The organism is Pseudomonas sp. MF6394 (genome assembly GCF_002018845.1).
In the GTDB taxonomy this organism is placed as follows: Bacteria; Pseudomonadota; Gammaproteobacteria; order Pseudomonadales; family Pseudomonadaceae; genus Aquipseudomonas; species Aquipseudomonas lactis.
Genome location: NZ_MVOJ01000018.1, coordinates 102,354 through 124,347 on the forward strand (window position 1 = coordinate 102,354; position 21,994 = coordinate 124,347).

Annotated in this window: 16 protein-coding genes; 9 read left to right on the forward strand and 7 right to left on the reverse strand. The window is 58.9% G+C overall.

Annotated features, from left to right (window positions below):
* Position 1 precedes the first annotated feature (1 nt).
* The 6 genes from MF6394_RS19090 (at position 2) to MF6394_RS19115 (ending at position 5,029) form a co-directional block, all read left to right on the forward strand.
* On the forward strand, positions 2-664 hold the full coding sequence (locus MF6394_RS19090; protein WP_078467287.1) for an amino acid ABC transporter permease: 663 nt from the start codon (positions 2-4) through the stop codon (positions 662-664).
* Positions 661-1,443 (forward strand): amino acid ABC transporter ATP-binding protein, encoded by a 783-nt coding sequence (locus tag MF6394_RS19095; RefSeq protein ID WP_044274305.1) that lies wholly within the window; start codon positions 661-663, stop codon positions 1,441-1,443. Before MF6394_RS19090 ends, MF6394_RS19095 begins: the two co-directional genes overlap by 4 nt.
* 15 nt (positions 1,444-1,458) lie before the next feature.
* Positions 1,459-1,848 carry a RidA family protein gene (locus tag MF6394_RS19100; RefSeq protein WP_032896881.1) on the forward strand — a complete coding sequence of 130 codons (390 nt, stop codon included), beginning with the start codon at positions 1,459-1,461 and terminating at the stop codon, positions 1,846-1,848.
* Positions 1,849-2,012: 164 nt separating this feature from the next.
* Positions 2,013-2,777 carry an IclR family transcriptional regulator gene (locus MF6394_RS19105; RefSeq protein WP_003191821.1) on the forward strand — a complete coding sequence of 255 codons (765 nt, stop codon included), beginning with the start codon at positions 2,013-2,015 and terminating at the stop codon, positions 2,775-2,777.
* Positions 2,778-2,786: 9 nt separating this feature from the next.
* Positions 2,787-3,995, forward strand: coding sequence for an amino acid deaminase (locus MF6394_RS19110; RefSeq protein ID WP_078467288.1), 1,209 nt, complete (start codon positions 2,787-2,789; stop codon positions 3,993-3,995).
* Between the two features lie 128 nt (positions 3,996-4,123).
* Positions 4,124-5,029 carry a sugar kinase gene (locus tag MF6394_RS19115; RefSeq protein WP_078467289.1) on the forward strand — a complete coding sequence of 302 codons (906 nt, stop codon included), beginning with the start codon at positions 4,124-4,126 and terminating at the stop codon, positions 5,027-5,029.
* Positions 5,030-5,129: 100 nt separating this feature from the next.
* On the opposite strand, the gene MF6394_RS19120 is transcribed toward MF6394_RS19115, so the two are convergent.
* The 7 genes from MF6394_RS19120 to MF6394_RS19150 form a co-directional block, all read right to left on the reverse strand.
* Positions 5,130-5,405, reverse strand: a complete 276-nt coding sequence (locus tag MF6394_RS19120; protein ID WP_003174397.1) for a peptidylprolyl isomerase — start codon at positions 5,403-5,405, stop codon at positions 5,130-5,132.
* Positions 5,406-5,448: 43 nt separating this feature from the next.
* Positions 5,449-7,986 (reverse strand): PAS domain-containing hybrid sensor histidine kinase/response regulator, encoded by a 2,538-nt coding sequence (locus MF6394_RS19125; protein ID WP_044274299.1) that lies wholly within the window; start codon positions 7,984-7,986, stop codon positions 5,449-5,451.
* Positions 7,987-8,124: 138 nt separating this feature from the next.
* Positions 8,125-10,080 carry an acetoacetate--CoA ligase gene (locus MF6394_RS19130; RefSeq protein WP_078467290.1) on the reverse strand — a complete coding sequence of 652 codons (1,956 nt, stop codon included), beginning with the start codon at positions 10,078-10,080 and terminating at the stop codon, positions 8,125-8,127.
* Between the two features lie 129 nt (positions 10,081-10,209).
* Positions 10,210-10,983 (reverse strand): 3-hydroxybutyrate dehydrogenase, encoded by a 774-nt coding sequence (locus MF6394_RS19135; RefSeq protein ID WP_003191811.1) that lies wholly within the window; start codon positions 10,981-10,983, stop codon positions 10,210-10,212.
* 7 nt (positions 10,984-10,990) lie between these two features.
* The gene (locus tag MF6394_RS19140) at positions 10,991-12,382 is read right to left on the reverse strand and encodes a GntP family permease (protein ID WP_078467291.1); all 1,392 of its coding nucleotides are present in this window, start codon (positions 12,380-12,382) and stop codon (positions 10,991-10,993) included.
* Between the two features lie 238 nt (positions 12,383-12,620).
* Positions 12,621-15,158, reverse strand: coding sequence for a hypothetical protein (locus tag MF6394_RS19145; protein ID WP_078467292.1), 2,538 nt, complete (start codon positions 15,156-15,158; stop codon positions 12,621-12,623).
* 56 nt (positions 15,159-15,214) lie between these two features.
* Entirely contained in the window at positions 15,215-18,319 is a 3,105-nt protein-coding gene (locus MF6394_RS19150; RefSeq protein WP_078467293.1) for a non-ribosomal peptide synthetase, read from the reverse strand.
* A gap of 180 nt (positions 18,320-18,499) precedes the next feature.
* On the opposite strand from MF6394_RS19150, the gene MF6394_RS19155 reads away from it, so the two are divergent.
* The 3 genes from MF6394_RS19155 to MF6394_RS19165 are packed head-to-tail and all read left to right on the forward strand — an operon-like array spanning position 18,500 to position 21,883.
* On the forward strand, positions 18,500-19,897 hold the full coding sequence (locus MF6394_RS19155) for an MATE family efflux transporter (RefSeq protein WP_078467294.1): 1,398 nt from the start codon (positions 18,500-18,502) through the stop codon (positions 19,895-19,897).
* 5 nt (positions 19,898-19,902) lie between these two features.
* Positions 19,903-21,084, forward strand: a complete 1,182-nt coding sequence (locus MF6394_RS19160) for a 3-dehydroquinate synthase family protein (protein ID WP_078467295.1) — start codon at positions 19,903-19,905, stop codon at positions 21,082-21,084.
* Positions 21,077-21,883 carry a sugar phosphate isomerase/epimerase family protein gene (locus MF6394_RS19165; RefSeq protein WP_078467296.1) on the forward strand — a complete coding sequence of 269 codons (807 nt, stop codon included), beginning with the start codon at positions 21,077-21,079 and terminating at the stop codon, positions 21,881-21,883. Before MF6394_RS19160 ends, MF6394_RS19165 begins: the two co-directional genes overlap by 8 nt.
* Positions 21,884-21,994: the final 111 nt, after the last annotated feature.

Below are 21,994 nucleotides of genomic sequence, written 5' to 3' on the forward strand. Positions count from 1 at the left end.
CATGTACGAATCCCCCAGTTGGCTGCATGAATTGTGGATCGCCCGCGAGACCCTTTGGGCCGGCTTCCAGGCCAGTGTGGCGGTCTCGGCGCTGGCGATTATCTGTGGCACCCTGATCGGCATCGTCGCCGGCTTGATCCTCACCTACGGCAAATTCTGGATGCGCGCGCCGTTCCGTCTGTACGTCGATTTGATCCGTGGCACGCCGGTGTTTGTGCTGGTGTTGGCGTGTTTCTACATGCTGCCGGCCCTTGGCTGGCAAATCAGTGCGTTTCAGGCCGGTGCGGTTGGGCTGACCTTATTCTGTGGCTCCCATGTATCGGAAATCGTGCGTGGTGCGCTGCAAGCCATTCCCCGTGGGCAGTTGGAAGCGGGCAAGGCCATTGGGCTGACGTTTTATCAGTCCCTGGGCTACGTACTGTTGCCCCAGGCGCTGCGGCAGATCTTGCCGACCTGGGTCAATTCCTCCACGGAAATCGTCAAGGCTTCCACCTTGCTGTCGGTGATTGGCGTAGCCGAATTGCTGCTCAGTACCCAGCAGGTGATCGCGCGCACCTTCATGACCCTGGAGTTCTACCTGTTCGCCGGGTTTCTGTTCTTTGTCATCAACTACGCCATCGAATTATTCGGGCGCTACATTGAAAAGCGGGTGGCCTTGCCATGAACCAAGCTCAAACCAACCCAGCGCTGCTGGACATACGTGGCCTGCGTAAACAATACGGCCAGGTGGAAGTGCTCAAGGGCGTCGACCTGTCCATGCAGCGCGGCAATGTGGTGACGTTGATCGGCTCCAGCGGCTCGGGCAAGACCACTTTGCTGCGCTGCGTGAACCTGCTGGAAGAGTTCCAGGGCGGGCAGATCACCCTGGACGGCGAGTCCATCGGCTACAGCGATGTCGGCGGCAAGCGCGTACGCCACCCGGAGCGGGTGATCGCCCAGCACCGTGCAATGACCGGCATGGCGTTTCAGCAATTCAACCTGTTCCCGCACTTGACCGCGCTGCAGAACGTTACCCTCGGCTTGCTCAAGGTCAAGAAGATGAGCAAGGATGAGGCGGTAGCCCTGGCCGAAAAATGGTTGGACCGCGTCGGCCTGCTGGAGCGCCGCAATCACTTTCCCGGCCAACTGTCCGGCGGCCAGCAACAGCGTGTGGCGATTGCCCGCGCCATTGCCATGAACCCCAGCCTGATGCTGTTCGACGAAGTCACCTCGGCCCTCGACCCGGAGTTGGTGGGCGAAGTGCTCAGCGTGATCAAGGGGCTGGCAGAGGAGGGCATGACCATGTTGTTGGTCACCCACGAAATGCGCTTTGCCTATGAGGTTTCGGACCAGATCGTGTTCATGAACCAGGGCCGCATTGAAGAGCAGGGCAGCGCGAAGGACATCTTCGAACGGCCGCAGTCGCCGCGCCTGGCGGAATTTCTCAAGAACATTCGTTTTTAACAAGGAGCAACTTTTATGAGCATTACTCGTTACGGCACCGGCAGCACCGCAGGTGGCGGCCAGCCACGTCCGTTCGCCCGCGCCGTGGAAGCCGATGGCTGGCTGTATGTGTCGGGGCAGGTGCCTGCGGTGGACGGTGAAATCATCAATGGTGGCATCATTGAGCAAACCCGGCAGACGATGCGCAATGTGGTGGCGATCCTTGAAGAAGCCGGCTACGAGCTCAAGGACGTGGTGCGGGTGGGCGTATGGCTGGAAGACCCACGGGACTTCTGGAGTTTCAACAAGGTGTTCGGTGAATACTTCACCCCGGAACACGCCCCGGCGCGCGCCTGCGTGCAGGCCAACATGATGGTCGATTGCAAAGTCGAGATCGATTGCGTGGCCTACAAGAAAAAGGGCTGAATACCCACTTTAAACCCACGACAAATCAATTGTGGGAGGGGGCTTGCCCCCGATAGCGGTGTGTCAGTCAAAAATGTATTCACTGACACTCCCTCATCGGGGGCAAGCCCCCTCCCACAGGGGAATTGTGTCGTACCCAACAACTTGACGGGGCCAGAACCGCCATGACCGAAGACACCATCAAACGCCGCGCCAAAGGCCTGGACCGTGCGTTCGATATCCTCGATTTTCTCAAGGAAATCGGCCAGCCCCTGCGCCCGAATGATATTGCCAGTGGCATTGGCAGCCCCAAATCCACGGTCTATGAACTGGTCGCCTCGTTGCTGGAGCGGCGCATCCTGGAGACTGTGGGCAAGGACGGCCACGTGTACCTGGGTCGGCAGCTGTATTTCCTCGGCCAGGCACACTTGCGCCACTTCGATCTGACCCGCGAGGCCGACCACGCCTTGCAGGAGATTGTCAGCCAGACCCACGAAACCGCGCAGATGTGCCTGCTCAACGGGCGCAAATACACGGTGGCGCTGATGCGCGAAGGCCAGCGGCATTTCCGTATATCTTCGGATATCGGTGAAAACGCGCCCATCCCGTGGACGGCCTCGGGGCGCTTGTTGCTAGGGCATTTGAGCGACCAGCAGATCGTCGACCTGATCGACCCCGACGATTTCATCCTGCCGGACGGCCTGCGCCTGCCGCTGGACACTTTCCTGGCGCAGATCCGCCAGGCCAGCCTGGATGGGTTCTTCTCCTTCGACAGTGTGGCCGACACCTTCACCCATTGCTTTGCCGCCCCGGTGCGCGATGCCCAGGGCATCAGCATCGCGACCCTGTGCATCGTCGCCCCCCGGGCCGATGCCAGCAAAAACTACCACGACTATCGCCGGGTACTGATTGACAGCGCCAACAGCCTGGCCCGGCGCATCAACGAATAGGAGTTTTCCATGTCTGCCCTCAATGCCGTTGAAAAAGGTGCCGCCGCCGTCGGTGCTCATTTGGTCCGCGATGTCAGCCTGCCGGCCCTGGTGCTTCACCGTGATGCCCTGGAACATAACATTCGCTGGATGCAGGACTTTGTCCGCAGCAGCGGCGCCGAGCTGGCGCCACACGGCAAGACCAGCATGATGCCCGCGCTGTTCGAGCGCCAGATCGCTGCCGGTGCCTGGGGCATCACCCTGGCTACCGCCGTGCAGACCCGTGCAGCCTACGCCAGCGGCGTGCGTCGCGTGCTGATGGCCAACCAGTTGGTGGGCGCGCCGAACATGGCCTTGATCGCTGACCTGCTGGCCGATAAGGATTTTGACTTCCATTGCATGGTCGACCATCCGGACAACGTCGCCGACCTGGGCCTGTTCTTCGCCGCCCGTGGCCAGCGCCTTAACGTGATGATCGAGTACGGCGTGGTTGGCGGCCGCTGCGGTTGTCGCAGCGAGCAAGAAGTGCGTGAGCTGGCCAAGGCGATCCAGGCCCAGCCGGCATTGGCCCTCACCGGTATCGAGGGTTACGAAGGCGTGATCCACGGCGAGCATGCCATCAGTGGCATTCGCAACTTTGCCGCCAGCCTGGTGAGCCTGGCGGTCGAGCTGCAAGACAGCGGCCTGTTCGACCTGCCCAAGCCGATCATCACCGCATCGGGCTCGGCCTGGTACGACCTGATCGCCGAGTCGTTCGAGACGCAGAACGCCGCCGGCCGCTTCCTCAGCGTGTTACGCCCTGGCAGTTACGTGGCCCACGACCATGGCATCTACAAAGAAGCGCAGTGCTGCGTACTCGAACGCCGCAGCGACCTCAACGAGGGCCTGCGCCCGGCTATGGAAGTCTGGGCACACGTGCAGTCGCTGCCGGAGCCTGGTTTTGCGGTGGTTGCCCTGGGCAAGCGCGACGTGGCCTACGACGCCGGTTTGCCGGTTCCGCTCAAGCGCTACAGGGCCGGGATCGTGCCTGCGCAAGGGGATGATGTGAGCGGGTGCAAGGTAACGGCGGTGATGGACCAGCATGCGTTCATGACCGTGGCGCCGGGAGTGGAATTGCGCATTGGCGACATTATTTCGTTTGGTACGTCCCACCCTTGCCTGACCTTTGACAAGTGGCAGGTGGGGTGCCTGGTGGATGAGCAGTTGCAGGCGGTTGAGTCTCTGCGTACCTGCTTCTAGACCGCGTCGCGTCCTTCGCGAGCAAGCCCGCTCCCACATTCAACTGCATTCCTTCAGTTGAGATACGGTCAACTGTGGGAGCGGGCTTGCTCGCGAAGAGGCCATCAGCCACACCAGAGAGCCAAGGCATGAACACCCACCCCCGCATCGCCCTCATCGGCGAATGCATGATCGAACTGCAACACCGCGCCGACGGCAGCCTGCACCAGAGCTTCGGCGGCGATACCCTGAACACCGCGGTGTACCTGCGCCGCGAGCTGGGCGATGCCGGCAGCGTTGACTACGTCACCGCCCTGGGCGATGACAGCTTCAGCGATGCCATGTGTGAGCATTGGCACGCCGAAGGCCTTGGCCTGGGGATGGTCCAGCGCCTGCCTGGGCGCCTGCCGGGCTTGTACTGCATCCAGACTGATGCCCAGGGCGAACGTAAATTCCTCTACTGGCGCAACGAAGCGGCCGTGCGCGACTGCTTTACCACACCGGCTGCCGAGCCGGTCCTGGCGGCCTTGCCGGGCTATGACATGCTGTATTTGAGCGGCATTACCCTGGCGGTGCTGGGAGATATCGGACGTGAGCGCTTACTGCAGGCGCTGATCGAAGCCCGTCGGCGCGGCGCCAAGGTGGTGTTCGATAACAACTACCGGCCGCGGCTGTGGGCCGATGTGCAAACGGCCCGTGAGGCGTATCGCAGGGTGTTGGTCGAGGTGGACATTGCCTTGCTCACCGAGGATGACGAACGCGCGTTGTTTGGCTATGAGAATAGCGAGCAGGTATTTGCGGCGTACCCGTCGATTGCAGAAGTGGTGCTCAAGCGCGGAGCGGATGCCTGCCTGATTCGTTGCGCGGGCGAGCGCTTTGCGGTGCCGGCGTTGAAGGTGGAGAAGGTGGTGGACACCACGGCGGCGGGGGATTCGTTCAGTGCGGCGTATTTGGCCAGTCGGCTCAAGGGTGGCTCACCGCAAGAGGCTGCATTGGCGGGGCATCGGTTGGCGAGCCGGGTGATTCAGGTGCCGGGGGCTTTAATACCGAGATGAATGGCCGCCTGCGGCGGTTCGCGAGCAAGCCCGCTCCCACAGTTAACGCGGTCGAATGTGGGAGCGGGCTTGCTCGCGAAAGCGGTCTGGAGCCAAATGCTCAATCGCGGTAAAACACCTGCACCAGGTGATAGCCAAACTTGCTCTTGATCGGCCCGTGCACCACCTTCACCGGTTTCTTGAAGATCACCGCATCAATGGCCCCCACCATCTGCCCGGGCCGCACTTCGCCCAGGTCACCGCCGCGTTTGCCTGACGGGCAGGTGGAGTACTTCTTGGCCAGCACATCAAAGGCTTCGCCCTTGGCAATGCGCTGCTTGAGTTGTTCGGCTTCTTCGCTGGTTTTCACCAGGATATGACGGGCTTGGGCTTTCATGGGGCTCTACCAGCTGTGCGACGGCGCGCGATTATGCCTGAACTCAGGCCTCGACGCCGATCATGCTACGGATTTTGTTGGCCAACAGGTCAATGGAAAAGGGCTTGGCGACCATGTCCATGCCGTCTTCCAGGAACCCCTGGCGCTCGGCGGCTTTCTCGGCATAACCGGTCATGAACAGCACGCGCAGGCCGGGGCGATGCTGGCGGGCGATTTCCGCCAGTTGCCGGCCGTTCATGCCGGGCAGGCCGACGTCGGTCACCAGCAAGTCCACACGCAAATCCGACTCCAGCAACGGCAGCGCCGCACGGGCATCCGCCGCCTGGTGCGCGGTGTAGCCCAGTTCGTCGAGCACATTGACCACCAGCATACGCACCGCCGGGTCGTCCTCGACCACCACCACCGCTTCACCGGCCAGGGCCACGGGTGCTTCGGTCAGGCTGGTGGGCAGGCTGCTTTCCAGCGCCGTGCCATACAAACGCGGCAGGTACAGGCGCACGCAGGTGCCCTGGCCGGGCTCGCTCTGGATGGTTACGTGGCCGCCGGACTGCTGGGCAAAGCCGTAGATCATCGACAACCCAAGGCCAGTGCCTTGGCCGATGGGCTTGGTGGTGAAGAACGGGTCGAAGGCCTTGGCGAGGATTTTCGGCGCCATGCCACTGCCGTTGTCGCTCACGCCAAGCATCACATAGTCGCCGGCCTTGACCGGTTCCAGAGTGGTGATGTCGGTGCCGTCCAGGTAACTGTTGGCGGTTTCGATCAGCAGCTCACCGCCGTCAGGCATGGCGTCGCGGGCGTTGATCACCAGATTGAGCAGGGCGTTTTCCAATTGGCTGGCGTCGGTATTCACCGGCCAGATGTCCTTGCCCAGTTGGACCTTGAGTTCGATATGCGCGCCCTTGGTGCGCCGGAACAGGTCTTCCAGGGATGCCACCAGTTGGTTGGGGTCGGTAGGGCGACGGTCCAGCGACTGGCGCCGCGAGAACGCCAGCAGCCGGTGGGTAAGGGCGGCGGCACGATGGGCGGAGGACACGGCGGCATCGGCAAAGCGGCCGATATCGTCGCTGCGCCCGGCGGCAATGTAACGCTGCATCAGGTCCAGGCTGCCGATGATGCCGGTGAGCATGTTGTTGAAGTCATGGGCGATACCGCCGGTGAGCTGGCCGACCGCTTCCATCTTCTGGGCATGGCGCAGGGCATCTTCGGCACGTTCGCGCTCGAACATCTCGTTTTGCAGGCGCTGGTTGGCCTCGGCCAGCGCCTGGGTGCGCTGGGCCACGCGTTCTTCGAGGTTCTCGTTGAGGTGGCGCAGGGCTTCTTCGGTGAGCTTGCGTTCGGTCTCGTCGATCACAAAGATGTAGAAACCATTCACCGAGCCGTCATTGCTAAAGCGCGGCAGGTACTTCATCAACGCATGGCGCGGGCGGCCATCGCGATGAGGCGTCACCGTCATGAAGCTGCACGCCTTGCCCTTGAGCGCGGCGGCGATCTTGTCTGCGCGCCCGGCATACACCTCGTCGCCGAGCACTTCGCGGATGGTCTTGCCGTACAGTTCCTGGGGCGTCTTGCCGTACCACTCCAGGTAAGCGCTGTTGTTGAGGCGAAAGCGCTGGTCGTGGTCGACGTAGCCGATCAACACGGGCATGGCGTTGATGATCAGTTGCAGCTCGGTCTGGCTCTGGCGCAAGGCCTGCTCGGTGTTTTTGCGCTCGGTGAGGTCCAGTGCGGCGCCGAGGAACCGCGCCGGCCGGCCGTGATGATCCTTGTAGCAGCGGCCACGGGCGAATACCCAGCGCACCTGGCCATCGGCTTGCTGCAGGCGGTACTCCTCGGCGTATTCGGTGCCGTGGGTGATGCAATGCTTGATGCTGCGCGTCACCGTGCCCCGGTCTTCAGGATGCACGCCGTGCAGGTAAGCGCTGATAGGCAGCAGGCTTGAATCATTGGGGTCGACGCCATGCAGATAGGCGAAATGGGCGTCGGCGATGAAGCGGTCTTCACCGATATCCCAGTCCCAGGTGCCCACCGCGTCGGTGGCTGCCAATGCGAGTTGCAGGCGTTGCTCGGTGTTGTGCTGGGCCTTGAGGCTTGCTTCGGAACGCTGTTGCAGTTCGAGGGTTTTACTGCGCCGCTCATTGGTTTCAATGGCGGTGACCAGGATGCCGGCCACCTGGCAGCTTTCATCGCGCACCGGGCTGTAGGTCAGGTCCAGCCAGATTTCGGTATCGCAGCCCTGGCGGTGCAGCACAAAGCGTTGCTCGCTGAAGGTGCGCACCTGGCCGCCGAGCACGGCGTCGTAGACCGGCGCGGCGAAGCTTTCAAGCTCCGGCCAAGTGTGGTGCGCCGGCTGGCCCAGGGCGCCGGGGTGTTTGCTGCCAATCAGGTGGGCAAAGCCATCGTTATAGAGTTGCGTGAGTTGCGGGCCCCACAGCAGCACCATCGGCATGGGTGAATGCACGACAATATCGACGGCAGTGCGCAGGCTTTGCGGCCACTCACTGGCCTCACCGAGTGGGCTTTGTGCCCAGTCCAGCCGCTTGATCAACGCAGCGGCTTCGCTACCGGTGGATGTTCCATTCATAAAAAGCCCTGAGCATGACGCTTTGAAAAATGACAACACCCATTGTCCCAAGGAAAGACAACGGGTGACTACCCCCGAAAAATAGCATGCCTTGAGGGTTTTTCTTCAAAACGCTGCATCAGCGCTGAAACCTTTCATCTAATCGGCCAGCTCAGCCCTGTCGCGAAATTGCTCCAGCGCCTGGGGGTTGGCCAGGGCATCGGTGTTTTTCACCGGCTCGCCATGCACCACATTGCGCACCGCCAATTCGACGATTTTGCCGCTGATGGTGCGGGGGATATCCGTGACAGCGAGGATCTTCGCCGGCACGTGCCGCGGTGTGGTGTTGGCGCGAATCACCTGGCGGATCTGCTGTTGCAGCGCCTCGTCCAGTTCGATCCCGTCCTCCAGGCGTACAAACAGCACCACGCGCACGTCGTCCTGCCAACGTTGACCAATGGCGAGGCTCTCCAGCACCTGCGGGATTTTTTCTACCTGGCGATAAATCTCGGCGGTGCCAATGCGCACGCCGCCGGGGTTGAGCACCGCGTCGGAACGCCCATGAATCAACAGGCTGCCGTTGGCGCGTTGCTCGGCATAGTCGCCCTGGGCCCATACGCCGGGGAACTGGTTGAAATACGAGGCGCGCAGTTTTTGCTGCTGCGGGTCGTTCCACAACCCGATGGGCATGGCAGGGAAATGCCGGGTGCACACCAGTTCGCCTTTCTCTCCGATCAGGGGCCGGCCCTGGTCGTCCCACACTTCGATGGCCATGGCCAGGCTCTTGCACTGCATCTCACCGCGCCGCACGGGCAGCACAGGGTTGCCGATCACAAAGCAGGAGACAATGTCGGTGCCTCCCGACATCGACGACAGGCACAGCTCGGATTTGATCTCGCGGTACACGTAGTCGTAACTCTGGGGCGACAGCGGCGAGCCGGTGGAAATCAGGCCCTTGAGGCTGCCCAGATCGTGGCTCAAGCGCGGCTGCAACCCGGATTTTTCCAGGGTGGCGAGAAATTTTGGGCTGGTGCCGAACACGCTGATTTTTTCCGCATCGATCAGGTCGAGCAAGCGTTCGGGGCCCGGGTGGAACGGCGAGCCGTCGTACAGCACCGCGGTGGCGCCGATCGCCAGCACCGACACCAGCCAGTTCCACATCATCCAGCCGCAGGTGGTGTAGTAGAACAGGCAGTCCTCGCGGTTCAGGTCGGCATGCAGGCCGTGTTCCTTGAGGTGCGTCAGCAATACGCCGCCCGTGCCGTGAATGATGCACTTGGGGATGCCGGTGGTGCCGCTGGAATAAAGGATATACAGCGGGTGATCGAACGGCACCGCGACAAATTCGGGTTCGCCGCCGGCTTGATAGAAGTCGTCCCACAGTGCGACGTGGGCGTGGGTGGTGTAGTCCCCAGCCTGAGCCTCGGGCTTGGCGTAAGGCACGATGATCAGCTGTTGCAGGGAGGGCAGGCGCTCAAGGATTTCATTGAGCTTGGCGCTCTGGTCGATGCGCTTGCCGGCATAGCGGTAGCCTGCGCAGGTGATCAGCACCTTGGGCTCGATCTGGCCGAAGCGGTCGATGACGCCCTGGGTGCCGAAGTCTGGCGAGGAGCACGACCAGATCGCGCCGAGGCTGGTGGTGGCGAGCATGCCCACCAGGGTTTGCCAGGTGTTGGGCATGCAGGCGGCCACCCGATCCCCCATGCCGACCCCCGCCGCCCGCAGGCTTTTTTGCACGCCGGCCACGTGTTCCGCCAGTTGCGCATAGCTCAACTGTTCACGTTGGCCGTCTTCGCTGATGGCAACCACTGCAGGATGATCGTCGCGGCGGCGCAACAGGTGTTCGGCAAAGTTCAGGGTGGCGCCGGGAAACCACTGGGCGCTGGGCATCTCGATGTCTTCGATCAGGGTGACGCTGGGCGGGCTGCGAAACTGCACGTCAAAGAACGCGACAATCGCCTGCCAGAAGTCCGGGCGCTGGTCGATGCTCCATTGGTGCAGGGCGGGGTAGTCGTGGAGCTGAACGCCGTGGCGTTGGTTGATGAAGCGGCGGAACTGGTCCATGCGCGTGTTGGCGATGCGTTCCGGGGAGGGTTGCCAGAGGATGTCGGACATAAGCTGCCTCTTGTTAAAATTGTGGGAGCTGGCTTGCCTGCGATAGCGGTGTATCAGTGATAGATCGGGCAACTGACCCAATGCTATCGCAGGCAAGCCAGCTCCCACATTAGATAGGCTGTGTGTGAATTACTGGGCCAGCCAGCCGCCATCGATGTTCCAGGCCGCGCCGCGCACCTGGGCGCCGGCTTCGCTGCACAAAAACAACACCAGCTCCCCGAGCTGCGACGGCGTCACAAACTCCAGCGACGGCTGTTTCTCCGCCAGCAGATCCTGTTGCGCCTGCTGTGGGTCGACCCCGGTGGCCACACGATCATCAATCTGCTTCTGCACCAGTGGCGTCAGTACCCAGCCCGGGCAGATGGCGTTGCAGGTCACATTGCTGGTGGCGGTTTCCAGGCCCACCACTTTGGTGAGGCCGATCACCCCATGCTTGGCCGCCACATACGCCGCCTTGCCCACTGAGCCGACTTGGCCGTGCACCGAAGCGATATTGACGATGCGCCCCCAGCCCTTGGCCTTCATGCCCGGCAAGCTCAGGCGGGTGCTGTGGAACACCGAGGACAGGTTGATGGCGATGATCGAATCCCAGCGTTCCACCGGAAAGTCCTCCACCGCTGCCACATGCTGAATGCCGGCATTGTTGACCAGGATGTCCACGCCACCGAACTCGCGCTCGGCGTAAGCGAGCATGTCGGCGATCTGCGCGGGGTCGCTGACGTCGGCCGGGTGATGCCCGACCTTACCGCCAAACGCCTGCACCTGGGCGATCACCGCGCTGGCGTCGCCAAAGCCGTTGAGAATCAGGTTGGCGCCAGCCTTGGCCAGGCTCAGGGCAATGCCTAAGCCGATGCCGCTGGTGGAGCCGGTGACCAGGGCGGTCTTGCCATTCAAAGTCGTCATGAAAACCTCACACAATGCCGGTGGCGTAGAAAGTGCCGATCACCACGAACACCGCAAGGGTCTTGATGATCGTGATACCAAAAATGTCCTTGTAGGCTTCGCGGTGGGTCAGCCCGGTGACCGCCAGCAAGGTGATCACCGCGCCGTTGTGGGGCAGGGTGTCCATGCCGCCGCTGGCCATGGCCGCGACCCGGTGCAGCACCTCAAGGGGGATATTGGCCGCGTGGGCGGCTGCAATAAAGCTCTCGGACATCGCGGCGAGGGCGATGCTCATGCCGCCGGAAGCAGAGCCGGTGATACCGGCCAGCAAGGTCACGGTGATCGCTTCGTTGACCAGCGGGTTGGGGATGCCCTTGAGCCAGTCCGCCAGTACCAGAAAGCCCGGCAGCGAGGCGATCACGGCGCCAAACCCATATTCCGAGGCGGTGTTCATCGCCGCCAGCAATGCACCGCTGACCGCGCTTTTACTGCCTTCGGCCAGCTTGCTCTTGATCGCCGAAAAGCCGAACACCAGCACCACGATAATCCCCACCAGCAACGCTGCCTGCACCGCCCAGATCGCGGTGAGCTTGGCGATTTCGGTGGTCACCGGCGCGCTCATGCCCGGCAGGCTGAGGCTGTGGGTCTTGCCGTACCACTGCGGGATCCAGTGGGTGAACAACAGGTTCATCACCCCCACCAGGATCAGCGGCGACAGCGCGAGCCACGGGTTGGGCAGGCTCAGGTTGTCGGCGGTTTCCGGCTCATTGCGCAACTCGGTGCCATAGCCTTCACCGGCACGCTTGGCCTTGTTGCGCTGGCGTGCGAGGTAGAGCATGCCGGCGCAGAACACGAAGATCGTACCGATCAGCCCCAGCCACGGCGCCGCCCAGGCGGTGGTGTTAAAGAAGGTGCTGGGGATGATGTTCTGGATCTGCGGGGTGCCGGGCAGGGCATCCATGGTGAACGAAAACGCGCCGAGGGCGATGGTCGCCGGGATCAGGCGCTTGGGGATATTGCTCTGGCGGAACATCTCGGCGGCGAACGGGTACACCGCAAACACCACCACGAACAGCGACACGCCGCCATAGGTGAGCAGGGCGCAGACCAGCACAATCACCAGCATCGCCTGGCGGGTGCCGAGCAAGCGGATCGCAGCGGCCACGATCGAACGCGAAAAGCCTGACAGCTCAATGAGCTTGCCGAACACCGCACCGAGCAGGAATACCGGGAAATACAGCTTGATAAAACCGACCATCTTTTCCATGAACACCCCGGTAAAGGCAGGGGCGACGGCGGACGGATCGGTGAGCAGCACCGCGCCAAGGGCGGCGATGGGGGCAAACAGGATAACGCTATAGCCACGGTAGGCGGCCAGCATCAGCAGCGCGAGCGCAGCCAGGGCAATGATCACACTCATGGTGTGTCTCCATCGGATTGTTATTTTTGTGGGGTAACACTGGGGAAACGCTATAGCTAAATGCGTGCCAAGCGTATAAATATTTGAAAAATAACGATTTAATGGATGTTGATTCAGGCGCTGTCTCCATTGTGAGACTGTGTGCTGGCGGGGTGTGATCAAACCAACTCGATTTCCAAAGCACGCGCTGCGGCGCTGTCTGTGACAACGGACTGTCTCTTTTATGAGGCTTTAGTCTCTAGATAGAGAGTTTTTGCGTTTGCGCCGTAGATCGCCATAGCGGATAGACGTCAGACAGGTAGATGGGGGTGCGGTAGTAAGTATAAAGGTGAAAAGGGTGGTTCAGCGTCAATGGCTCAGTGTGTGCCAAGCGTCGCGCCAGGGCAGCACGCAACTCTGGGCGATTGGAGTTAGAGTTCCAGAGGCCGTTCTGGTGTGCAACGCACACCATGGCGTAGGCATTTTCAGCAGCAAGGTCAGTGGCGCAGGCGATGATGCAATCGAGGAGTTCATCGACGAGTGCGTTGGTCGCGTAATGCTTGATCGGGTTGATGCCGCGAATCAGCAGAGCAGGCTCGTTGCCAATGGTCAGGGTATACAGTTGTACATTGCCCACCAGGCGCCCCCGTCGCTCGCTGAAAATATTCAGGTGAAAGTGATCGTCTCTTTCGAACAGCCCGCGGTTGATGTCGGTACAGATACCCGTCGTTGATTTGGCAAAAAAAGACGCTGCATTTTTTGAAAGATAAATTCGGAGGCGGTCATAAGGCTTGCGCTCTTGATTGATGAAATAGCGATAGCCTTGCAAATGCGGTACAAAGCCTCGGTTGAATCGTTTCAAGCCTGCACGTTCTACGTGCCCGCAATGATCCCGTAACTCGCACAGCGTTTGTTGCAGATCACTGATGCCGACGGTAATTGGCCTGAACAGGGTATAGATCGTCTCTGCGAGCGACGGTTGGGTATCACCTTCGTTCCCCGTCGACGAGGGCAATAGCGGATGGTTGCCCAATACGCGCTGGCTGGCTTTTAGATTGTTCAGGTACAGCTCATTTACGAGGGACGAAGGGTCGTCGCAGTCCAGGCATCGTGACAGCCAGTAAGGCGTAGTCAGACCATGTTTCACCGCGTTTTCGAGTTTTTTGGTCTGTGCGATGGCGGTGATTGCGTCAGCGGGGGACATCGCGCCCAGGGTCGTCAGTAAAGTGGCGAGTTCAGTCGGGGTTCTGGCAATTACATTGCGCAGAAGTGTGCGAAGGCGCCCCAGGATATCTTTGTCGCGTATGTGTTCAAACAGGCTTCCCAGTGCGTCAATTGCGCCGGGGTGGATAAACACGAGCTGGCGAACGTCCGTCAGGATTCTTTGATCGACGAATACCGCCAGTAGACGATCACGGTGGGCGTTGCTGTCAAGCAGGCGCTTGGCTGATGGGTTGCCCAGTACGGTCCACAGCAATTGGAACAATTCCACAGGGCAAGCGGGGCTGCTGGAGTCTGGATGCAGTTGTGCCTGGAGCGAGAGAAAGCGTTGCGCCATGCCCGGGTCGATACCGTAGTGATCCAGGGCCGGTTCCATGTAGCGCAACGCTGCCTGGGCTGAGGTGCGGGCAGTTGCAATGTGCTGCGAGGGGTTGAACCCCTGCAGGGATTGCTCGACCAGCAGCATCTGGTGTTCGGATTCCAGTTTTGAATATGCCTCATAGGACTCGGCGTGTTCGGGGTGGGAACCCGGCTGAAGCTCTTGTGCGAGTACTTTGCCTCGTTTGGGCGGACATGCCGCCTCCAGGTTCTGGCTGAGTGCGTCCAGTGACACGCTCAAGGTTGAAGCCATGTCGTCAAAGGGGGGCAGGGCACTCTTGAGGCGTCTGCGCATGGCGATCCGTTGTCCTGCAGCCCATTGCCCAGAGGGTTCGAGGGATTGCCGGTCGCCAGTGTGGCCTGTGATGTGCATCGAAGGCTGGTTCTGCAGCATCAGTGCAGGCCAGTGTGGCCGGGCCGCATCCAGTCGCCAAGGCGTGTCGGGGGCGAGCAACTCCACGACCTGCCGGGCGATGGCGCTCAATATCCCTTCATAGCCGTCAGGACCGCATTGGTGATGAGCAATCACAACGTGTAGCAGGTCAGGCAGGTTGCCGGCGCCGTCGATAAAGAAGTAGAACCGCTGGGTGCCAAACATTAATTGTTCGGTCGTATAGGCACTGAACAACGGCGAATCACATTCGCTGCTGTCGCAGAGGGCGACCAACTCGCGAACCCGTTGCTGTTCATGAAAGCCCAGTGACGCGGGCGGTGGCAGTTGCACAAAACCCTGGCGTTCCAGGTGCAGCTTGATCAGTGCAACGAGTTGACTGTTCTGGTGCCGGCGATGCCGGTGAAAGTGATGGTTTTTTGCTTCCGAGCTCGGCACGAAGTCGATTTTTTGCGCTGGCAAAAGAATCGAAAATTGCTCCAGAACCACTTCGTACTGATTCGGATGAGTTCGCGGGTCGACGCTCTCCTTGAGCACATCCGGTCTGATTCTCAAGCGGCCACTGACTGAAATGATGTCTGCCTGGCGAATCTGCGCCGTGGCATCCCGCAGCGCCGCATCCAGGACAATCACTTGTAATGAAAAATAGTGGCTGGCCACGCGCAAGAAGGTCATGCCGCCCAGATGCCGTACCGCTTCGCAGCGCCCATTAAGGGAAATGACCCGGTCTTTATGCTCAGGCAGCTCATCCGGGTATAAAACCAGCGAAGCGTCAGGTCTGTCAGCGGTTTCAGTAAAGTGGCCCATTACAATGATCGTCCCTGTAAAAAGGTGCATCGACACGGCGACAGTGCCGGTTGCCACTAGGCGATGGTCAGCAATTGATTCAATGCTTGGTGGAAATCCGCCAACAACGCCTGGGCATTCACCTGCGAGATCCCATCGCGGTAATAGGACAGACTGCCGATCAGCCCGCTGTCGGTGCGCACCGTGTTAAGGGACACATCGGTCTTGATGCCTGTGGACGGCACGCCGATCCCCCGCAACGGCGCATCACCCAAATGGCGCTGCCTTGACGGGTAGTTATGGTGGTTGTACCAGTAGGGAAACCGGGACCCATAGGCACTGGAGCGTGGTGAGCAGTTGGCTTCAAATAAGTGTGGAGGCAACAACGCATGGCCGTAGGCATCGAGCACGCAGTGATTGATCTGCTCAAGAAGGTGCAGGGAAGGTGACCAGTGGCTAAGCTTGGGTCTGATGACCATGGGATGAACGAAGTACCCCACCACGGATTCAAGGGCCGCATCGATCCGATTGGCGACTGGTGAGCGCACATACAGATCCTCGGTGCCGGTGTTTCGGGCCAGTGCCACCAGGAATGCGCTCAGGATGATGGTGTACAGGCTGAATCCGCTGCGATTGCACAGGTGTTCTATAGCGGGGTACTGCGCATCCAGGTTCAATGGGATGACCGCGCTGCGAAACGTAAACGCGTCCGGTCGCTGGCCCGCTCCGCGCAAGGCAAAAGGTTCGGGTAAATGTTCGAGTGCCTGTCGCCAGAAATCCAGATGCTTGTCCAGCAACTTCTCGGTAAAGCGTTGATGCTGGGCATCCGTATAGTCTGAGTAGCTGAGGCAATGCACGATCTGCTCGGGTGCGACGCTGCCCCTGGGTGCCTGATAGTGCGCGCATAGCTGCTCCATCAGCACCGCGCCTGACCAGCCATCGAAGGCAATGTGGTGAGCAGTGATAATCAGCACATCATTGGCCTCAGGGCACTGAATATAGGTGGCCCGGATCAACGGGGGGCTGCTCAGGTCGAAGGCGGTCAGTGAAGCTTGCACCACCAGATCTGTAACGGTGTCGTCGGACTGGTTTTGCGGCTCAAGGTTGATGACGTGAAACGGCAATGGGAAATCATCGATAACGTGCTGCGTGCGACGCCACTGGCCGTGTGCGTTTAGCGTGAAGCTGCAGCGCAGTGCCGGTTGCTGTGCCAGTACCGTAGCAAATGCCTCGCGCACCCTGATCGCTGAACAAGTGCCCTGAATGTAGAACGCCAGCACTACATTTTCCAAGTAGGCCGGGGTTTGCGCGGGTTTATCCAGTATCTCCAACTGAGCCAGCCCGGGCGTCTGTTCACCCACTCGTCGGCGCCAGGCATAAGCGTCGAGCAACATAGCGTTTTCAGCGCCATGGCTGGCACATTCGCCGAGTAGCGTCACTTGTTGAGCCAGAACCGGATGATCGAAAATATCCTTGGGGCTCAGATAGACGTTGAACAGGTTCGCAATCCTGCCCAGCAGCATCATCACCGAGAGGGAGGTCGCCCCGCGTTCAAAAAAGTGGCTGTCAGAGGAAATCGATTGCTGATTGAGAACTTCCGTCCAGATGGACTGCAATTGCACGGCCGTCGAGGTTTGCGCGTCGATTTCGGTGGGGCCGGTATCCGGTTGAAAAGCCAGTTCACGCAAAGTGTTATGGTTGATTTTGCCATTGGGCAACAGTGGCAGTTCGCTCAGTGCCTGTATTCGGCTGGGGTGCATATAGGACGGGAGCTGAAGGGAGAGCGCCTGCCTGATGCGTTGCTCAACGGCGTGTGTATCCGCATCGCCCTGTGGCACAAACGCCACGCAAATCTGTTTTTCTGCGCTGACGAGCGTATCAATGTAGGCGGCGGCGCTGTGCACGCCGGACGTCTGCTGCACGATTTCCTCTATGGCCAGAAGCTCTACTCGGTGCCCGTTGATTTTGTACTGGCTATCGCGACGTCCCAGGTAGTGAAGATCGCCTGTGGTGGAAAAAAAGCCAATATCGCCCGTTTTGTAAGTTCGCAGAGCGTGTCCATCGAGGTTAAGCGATGTGAAGCGCAGCTCATTTTCATGAGGGCTGTTGACGTAGCCAATGGCGACACCCGGTCCCGCAATGACTATTTCGCCTTCTTGATGCGGTAGAGCAACAGGTTTCCCCTGCTCATCCAACAGGTATACCTGCATACCGCGAATGGGCTGGCCGATGGGGGCAGGCAACGCCCTGTCGGCATCTGGGTTCACCCGCCAGAAGGTCGCGTCTATAGTGGTCTCGGTAGGCCCATACAGGTTGACCAACGGGGTGCGGGTTTTCGCCAGGAACAGGTCCGCCAACTCCCAGGTCAATGACTCACCACCACAAAATACCAGCCGGCAGGGGATGTGTTCGAATTGCCTCAGCCTCACCAGCTCGCGCAGCAGTGTAGGTACAAACTGGGCGATGGTTATATGTTCTCTCTGCAGTGTCAGCAAAATCCCCAGCGGATGCTTGGCATAAGCTGCGGGGAGCATGACGGTACATGCGCCGGCCGCCAGCCCCGTCCATAGCTCCCAGACCGACGCATCAAACGCTATCGAAGTGCGTTGCAAGATAATGTCAGCCTCGTTGACAGCGAACGCTTCTATGAACCACTGCGTATGGTTCAATAACGCGCCGTGGCTGATCAGTACGCCTTTGGGGGCGCCGGTGGAGCCAGAGGTGTAAATACAGTAGGCGCACGTACTGGGTCGTGGCCCGCTGATGTTTTTACGAGGGTAGGCTTGGCTGAAAATTGTGTGTGGGTTGACGGTCGTGGCGCAAAAGCCCTGACGAGGGAATGACTCTGCATCGCTGAAAATACATTCAACCCCGGCGTTATCCAGAATGTTTTTGATTCTGTGCTCAGGGTTGTCGATGTCAATGGGTAGATAGGCACAGCCATGCTTCATTATCCCCAGGCAGACAGCCATTAGCTGGACGGTTCTTTCCATGGCGACTGCAACAATAGCATTACGTGGAACGTCGTTATGCTCCAGGTAACCGGCAATCAGATCTGCCTGCTGGTCCAACTGTCGATAGGTCAAGTGCTGCGCACCGCATTTGACGGCGATACGATCAGGCGTGGAGTTCACGTGATATAAGATCATGTCTAAGATACTGTCGTAAGTGCCATGATTCATATCAATTTTCTCCTAGGGTAGATAATAGCCGGTGGCGTGATATTTATCCTGCTGAATAGGCTCTCGCCCTGCAACTACCAAGTTTGGTAGTTGCGCTGACTTCGTTGCAAAGTATGCTTTGTCCATTAGCGCCGCAGCACGGCAGTTTAAACTGGCGCGGCCTCACTAGAGTGACAAACCATGTTTGCAAGTTATCTGGACGTTGCCAAAAGCATCTCTTATATGTCAGTGCCCATTGCCGTCGGCATCGTTATCCAATCGTTATATTTGCTTATCGATTTGTTCTTTGTCAGCCACTTGGGGGCAAATGCAGTCGCAGGCGTCACGTCGACTGCCACTGCCGCGCTGCTCACCGGCATGCTTGGGCAACTCTTGGGTATCGGGGCGGTCGCGTTGATTGGTCAGGCACTGGGGGCCGGCCAATTTGCACTGGCGCGACGGATCTTTGTCCATGCGGGCCTGATGGCTGTTCTTTGCAGTTGCGCTGTGGTCGCTGCCGGATACATGGGCGGGGCTCACATGCTTTCCAGGTTGGCCTCGGGCGCGGCGGCCCAAGAGCTTGGCGAGTCCTACTTGAACGGGTACATACCAGGATTGGCCCTGCAGATAGTCATGACTGTCGCGACTTTCGGGTTACGTGCCGCCGGCGAGCCCTATGGGCCTTTGATCGCTCAATGTGTTTCGGTCCCCATCAATCTTGTCCTAGCGCCTTTGTTGATTTTCGGCGTGCCGGGTGTCAATGGCTTGGGCACCTTCGGCGCCGGCCTGGCTACAACGGTCGCCACCGGGGTTGCTGTGTTGATAATTCTTCGCAGAGCATTTGATCGCTACCGTCAGTTTGCCCAACCACCAATGGCGTTTCGGTGGGAATACTCGACTGCCAGAAGGATCTTTTCAGTCGGGCTGCCTGCCGGTATGGAAACCCTCGTTATTTATATGTACACCGCGCTGATGTATTGGGCCGCTGCAAAGTTAGGTGCGCCTGTGCAAGCGGCGATCGGTATAAGCCTGATGCTCATCCAGGCACTTTTTATTCCGTCTGTTTCCGTGGCGCACGGTTGCGTGCCAGTCGCTGCGTACTATATCGGCGCGGGTAACAGGCGAAAGGTCAAAGAAATATACGTTGTCGCATTCGCGCTGGTGACCAGTGTGATGGGCTGCCTGACGTGGGTATGTAACCTATGGGGACATAGCCTGGTGTCGTTTTTTTCCAGCGACCTTCAGGTTCTCGATGACGCAACTTATGTGCTGGCGTGCCTGGCCTTGAATTTCGTCACATCGGGATTAAGCCATATCAATAGTTCCATATTGCAAGCGGCCGGGCGAACCATCTGGTCGCTGCTGGCGATTTGCACGCGTTTGGCAATATTCATCGTGCCGTTGTATCTGCTGATCGACGCTGGCCAAGTGACTTTGCAACGTTTGTGCCTGTTATCCAATCTGGCGTTTTTGTCCCAGGCACTGGTCAGCAGTTACGCGGCCTACCTTGTTATTAAACATCCTGTTTTCACAGCATCAGTGCCTGAGGCGGCTACTTCACGAGGGTTTGATTCGTTGTTAATGGAAAAGGAGCAATAGAACTCATGAGCAACTCAACAAACTTTGAAAACAGATGGCATTCAGCGTCTGAACTAAAGCAATTCGAAAATCGCTACGCGATCAGCTCAACACTATTGAGAGAGTACAAGATTTTTTTATCGTGTGATGTCATGTTCGACTCATCTGAGTTGCTCGGATCACTCATTGATACACGCTGCGCCATGGTGATTTATACGCCAACTGTAAAAGCATTATATGGCGAGGCCATTCGTCGAAAGTTTTCCCAACTCGAGTGCGGCGAGCGGGTGTGTTTTTTCGAGCTTGCCGTTACCGAGGAAAATAAAGATATCACTATGTCGCTCGAGGTCTGTCGATTAGCCAAACAGATCAATTTACCCCGCCATGGCCAGATTATCGCAATTGGCGGCGGCGTATGCCTGGATATTGTCGGCTTTGCCGCGTCCATTTACAGGCGTGGGGTCAGGTGCATAAAAATACCGACGACATTCATTGGCATGATTGACGCAGCAGTCGGCATCAAGAACGGCATTAACTATGAAGGGAAAAAAAGTGTCCTCGGTTCGTTTTATCCGGCGGAGTACACCATTGTGTGTCCCAGCTTTTTAAAAACGCTAGCGGTAGAGCATTTGAAAGCAGGGTTTGCCGAAGCGATCAAGATAGCCGTCATCAAGGATCCAGTACTGTTCCGGCAGTTGGTCAACGTCTCAACGACCCTGCATGAGGAAAAGCTTCAGGGTGGTGTGGGCTGGGACGCGATTGATCGGTCGGTAGCGGGCATGCTGACGGAGCTGTCGGAGAATCTGTATGAGCTTGACAGCTATCAGCGCTATGTCGACTTCGGCCACACATTCAGCCCTCATATCGAGGCAGCGACTGCCTATAAAATCAGCCATGGTGAAGCGGTCGCAATCGATATTGCATTGTCGGCTGTCATCAGTGCCCAACGCTCGATACTTGCCTGGCAAACCTGCGATCTGATCGTCAATACCCTTAAGAGCGTAGGGCTGCGCGTCAGCGTTCCGGCTGAAGTGGATACCCCGGCACTTTATGATTCCCTGGCCGCAGTGGTTGCCCATCGTGCTGGTGCGCTGAATCTGGTTATTCCCCTCGCGATTGGCGCGGTCGGCTACTTGGAGCAGTGGCAAGAGCTGACGTTTGAGCAACTGCAACAGGCTGTCACTTACCTGGCTGTCAATAATGACTGATCTGGGCTGCGCAACCTGGAGTTTGCCCCAATCCTGCCGGCCTGCTGTGTTGCCCCAACACCTGGTGCTGCATGCTGGCGTTCAAACATTGGCGCAACTGCGTCTTTTGAGGGCATGTCCAGTCAATGATGAACAAGCCCTGAATGTAGGCCTGGGTGGCTACAGCGGTAGCCATAAAGTCAGTGCCATCGGCTTGAACCTGGTTGAGGCGTTCGGACTGAACGGGCAGGGCGCACGCAGGTTTCAAACCGAGTTTTTTGAAAGTGCCGTGCATATTGTCAAGCAAGCGGCGTTTCTGGAAGTGCCTGCCGTTTATATTCCCAGCTTCAACAAAAATGAAATAGTGCAGGCGAGTGACTTCGCCGCGACCGCTACGTTTTTCCGGCGACTGTGCCGCGCCGTTCGGGGACTGCCGGTGATGATCGCCAGCGAAAACAGTCTGTCCGCGGGGCACCAATCAGCACTGGTGCATCAGGTAGATGAACCAAACTTCAGAATCTTGCTGGATATCTTCAACCCGTTGCGTTGGGGACATTCGGTTGAAGAAATTCTTTGTTCAGTCCATCCCTATCTGCTTGATCAAGTGCATGTGAAGGACGGTATCTTGCCAGCGTATGACAATGTTCCCCTTGGGCGGGGTGAGGGCAATGTCGCAGGAATTATCGACACTATTGAACGTCTTGGATTTTGCAATACCTACATTCTGGAAAATAACTACTCCTTGCTGTCCATTGCTGGATTGAATGCGGACATCGCGTTTGTGCGCTCGCGTTTATCTGGTGTGCAAAGAACACCGTAACCGGGGTGAAAGACAAGAGATGTTTGAACAAAAGAGACTGCGTCAGCTGTTAGAACACTCAACGCCAATGGCCAGGGTTTCATCTTGCCTATCTGTCGACTGGGAGGACCG

Excerpts from the sequence above, each read along its gene's own strand:
- MF6394_RS19125 (WP_044274299.1), bottom strand. The coding sequence starts at position 7,986 with ATGAATGGAACATCCACCGGTAGCGAAGCCGCTGCGTTGATCAAGCGG.
- MF6394_RS19155 (WP_078467294.1), top strand. The coding sequence starts at position 18,500 with ATGTTTGCAAGTTATCTGGACGTTGCCAAAAGCATCTCTTATATGTCA.
- MF6394_RS19090 (WP_078467287.1), top strand. The coding sequence starts at position 2 with ATGTACGAATCCCCCAGTTGGCTGCATGAATTGTGGATCGCCCGCGAG.
- MF6394_RS19095 (WP_044274305.1), top strand. The coding sequence starts at position 661 with ATGAACCAAGCTCAAACCAACCCAGCGCTGCTGGACATACGTGGCCTG.
- MF6394_RS19105 (WP_003191821.1), top strand. The coding sequence starts at position 2,013 with ATGACCGAAGACACCATCAAACGCCGCGCCAAAGGCCTGGACCGTGCG.
- MF6394_RS19130 (WP_078467290.1), bottom strand. The coding sequence starts at position 10,080 with ATGTCCGACATCCTCTGGCAACCCTCCCCGGAACGCATCGCCAACACG.
- MF6394_RS19140 (WP_078467291.1), bottom strand. The coding sequence starts at position 12,382 with ATGAGTGTGATCATTGCCCTGGCTGCGCTCGCGCTGCTGATGCTGGCC.
- MF6394_RS19135 (WP_003191811.1), bottom strand. The coding sequence starts at position 10,983 with ATGACGACTTTGAATGGCAAGACCGCCCTGGTCACCGGCTCCACCAGC.
- MF6394_RS19100 (WP_032896881.1), top strand. The coding sequence starts at position 1,459 with ATGAGCATTACTCGTTACGGCACCGGCAGCACCGCAGGTGGCGGCCAG.
- MF6394_RS19165 (WP_078467296.1), top strand. The coding sequence starts at position 21,077 with ATGACTGATCTGGGCTGCGCAACCTGGAGTTTGCCCCAATCCTGCCGG.
- MF6394_RS19120 (WP_003174397.1), bottom strand. The coding sequence starts at position 5,405 with ATGAAAGCCCAAGCCCGTCATATCCTGGTGAAAACCAGCGAAGAAGCC.
- MF6394_RS19115 (WP_078467289.1), top strand. The coding sequence starts at position 4,124 with ATGAACACCCACCCCCGCATCGCCCTCATCGGCGAATGCATGATCGAA.
- MF6394_RS19150 (WP_078467293.1), bottom strand. The coding sequence starts at position 18,319 with ATGAATCATGGCACTTACGACAGTATCTTAGACATGATCTTATATCAC.
- MF6394_RS19145 (WP_078467292.1), bottom strand. The coding sequence starts at position 15,158 with ATGGGCCACTTTACTGAAACCGCTGACAGACCTGACGCTTCGCTGGTT.
- MF6394_RS19160 (WP_078467295.1), top strand. The coding sequence starts at position 19,903 with ATGAGCAACTCAACAAACTTTGAAAACAGATGGCATTCAGCGTCTGAA.
- MF6394_RS19110 (WP_078467288.1), top strand. The coding sequence starts at position 2,787 with ATGTCTGCCCTCAATGCCGTTGAAAAAGGTGCCGCCGCCGTCGGTGCT.